The following is a 2,453-nucleotide window of genomic DNA, read 5'->3' as shown; positions in this document are numbered from 1 at the left end:
GCTGGAACAGCTCCCACAACTCGTCCGGCACCAGCCGCTCAACGATCCCTGCCACGACCGGCAGCTTACCCAGCCAAATGAGATGACGTCTAAGAAGGTCGGCACGGCACGCGCTTGAACCACAGCGGCGTCCGGACAGAACATATTCGCCAAGAAAGCGCTGGAGCAGCGAACACGGAGTGGATCGACCGGAGATGAACAGGACTAAATCTGAAACCGATGGGTCGCGCGGGGCGTTCGCCATGGATTCCACGGTTCCGGGCGCCGTGCCGCGAGGATTCGACGCCTTCCGGCGTGGATGGCAGACGCAACTCGGTGATGCCTTCATGGTGCCGACGTTCAGCCCGGCCACGATCGCCGACTTCCGGCTCAAGGGACGCGTCGCCAGGGTGCGCGACGCGGCGATCGGTGATCTCCACGGCGCGTCGGCCACCCGGACCATGAACGACCCAGGCGGCGTTGATGATCTGGTGCGGATGTACGTAGTGCGGCGCGGCGCATGGACGTTGGGCCGCCCGCACGATCGCGATGAGCACACCGTATCGGCCGGGCATTTCCTCCTCGGGCACTTCGAGCGCCAGTATCCCTTCGAGACAGCGCCGCATACCACGGCGCAGTTCCTTTTCCTGCCCTCCGCGATGCTCAGACCCCTGCTCGGGAACCGGATCATTACCGGGTCGGCGGACTCGGCCGAGATGCGCCTGCTGACGGCCCACACGAACATGATCCAGAAGACGGCCACCGACCTCGGCCCGGCCGGTGTGCACGCCGCGCACAGCACCCTGATCGAGTTGGCCAAGGCCGTGACGGTGCGTCGCTTCGACGACGTGGAACCACAGCTGGCTCCCGCACTCGCCCGGGCCGCGAAGGACCTCGCCAACAGCTACCTAGCCGATCCCGAGCTGTCCCCGGCGGTGCTGGCCCGTGAACTCAACGTCTCCGTTCGCACCCTGCAGCGGGCGTTCGCCGCGGTGGGGGAGTCGGTGACCGCCTACATCCGCCACCGGCGGCTGGAAGAAGCCCGGCGCGCCCTCGCCGCCCCGGCCGGCCGGCCGGCCGGTGGAGCATCTCTGAACTCGCCGCCCACTGGCAGTTCGCCGACAGCAGCCACTTCATCCGCGCCTTCAAGAAGCACTACGGCCAAACGCCGACCGAGTACGCCCGCTCGACCAGATCGGCCGCACGCTGAGATGGCGTGCCGCGTGGTGCAACACCGTTGCGTTGAGAAGCCTGAGCTGGCGAGATGTGGGCCACCGCCGCGACTGCACGAACGTCGAGCGGCACGGCGTAGGCGCGGTCCATCGCATCGCGGGCGCGGAGCAGGCGCCGGTTCAGATCCTCGACCTCTCGACTCCCACAGCAATGCTATGGACATCCCGATGAGGGTGCGGCGCCCGAACGCGGCGGCGGTGCGACCGGCACCGCGCCGCGAGCCGCTCTGGGATCTCAGACTCCACCATGAACCGGATGGTAGGCGGCAAAGATGGCGAAGCCTCAGAGGAAGCTGACCGTCGCGTCGATCCCTCGTACGAGTCGATCAGGACGCTCGCGTGCTGGCGAGTACGAATGACTGGGGCAACGCCAGAAGGAACGTAGAGCGGTAGGAGTCAGCGCCGGTATCGATGATGGCACCGTTGAAGGCGAGGTATCCGACGGCGCCCAGGGCTCAGCTCGCGTCGACGTCCAGCACGATCTTGCCGCGGGTGTGGTTTTCCTGGACGGCTCGCCAGGCGTCGGCCGCCTCTGCCAGAGGGAAGGTGCGGTCGACGGTGACGGACAGCTTGCCGGAGTCCGCGAGGGCGCACAGCGCGGCGAGGTCGTCCGAGCTGGGGCGGGCCCACACGTGGTGACCGCCCTTCTCGGTGATGGTGGCATCTACGATGGAGGCGACCCGGTTCGGGTTCTTGAGTACGTCCTGGGAGACGGCCACCGCGTCACCGCCGACGAAGTCGAGTGCCGCGTCGATGCCGTCGGGCGCCAGCTCGCGTACCCGGTCGGACAGGCTGTCGCCGTAGGTGACGGGCTCGGCGCCGAGCCCGCGGAGGTAGTCGTGATTGTGCTCGCTGGCGGTGCCGATGACGCGCGCTCCACGAGCGACGGCGATCTGCACGCCGAACGAGCCGACACCGCCGGACGCCGCGTGGATCAGCACAGTGTCGTTCCTGCCTATGTCGAGCCGCTGAATGGCCTGGTAGGCCGTCAGCCCGGCCAGCGGCAGCCCGGCAGCCTGCAACCACTTGAGGGACTGGGGCTTGCGGGCGAGCGTACGCACCGGGGCGGACACGAGTTCGGCATAGCCGCCGTTTTGCGCCCAGTCCTTGCAGATGAAGCCCACGACCTCGTCGCCGACCTCGAACTCGGTCGCGGGGGGGGGGGGGGGGGGGGGGGGGGAGGGGGGGGGGGGGGGAGGGGGGAGGGGGGGGGGGGGGGGGGGGGGGGTGTTTCTTTTTTTT

General features: G+C 68.4%; 2 protein-coding genes and 2 pseudogenes. 1 reads left to right on the top strand and 3 read right to left on the bottom strand.

Features of this window, described 5'->3' with window-relative positions:
* Positions 1 to 244: hypothetical protein (locus AC067M_RS45620; RefSeq protein WP_478702887.1), on the bottom strand; the 244-nt coding region annotated here is incomplete at its 3' end.
* Between AC067M_RS45620 and AC067M_RS45615 the strand changes: the two are divergent.
* Positions 195 to 992, top strand: a pseudogene (locus tag AC067M_RS45615) (helix-turn-helix domain-containing protein); the annotation flags it as partial. The gene AC067M_RS45620 and the pseudogene AC067M_RS45615 overlap by 50 nt on opposite strands.
* Before the next feature lie 241 nt (positions 993 to 1,233).
* On the opposite strand, the pseudogene AC067M_RS45610 reads toward AC067M_RS45615, so the two are convergent.
* Together AC067M_RS45610 and AC067M_RS45605 are read right to left on the bottom strand one after the other, a co-directional pair.
* Positions 1,234 to 1,323: pseudogene (locus AC067M_RS45610) on the bottom strand (helix-turn-helix domain-containing protein); the annotation flags it as partial.
* A 343-nt stretch (positions 1,324 to 1,666) separates the two neighbouring features.
* On the bottom strand, positions 1,667 to 2,453 hold a 787-nt coding region (locus AC067M_RS45605), incomplete at its 5' end, for an NADP-dependent oxidoreductase (protein ID WP_478702886.1).

The organism is Streptomyces sp. NPDC043427 (assembly GCF_056436655.1).
The sequence above is the reverse complement of the archived record's forward strand: the minus strand, read 5'-3'. Positions and strand labels throughout refer to the sequence as shown.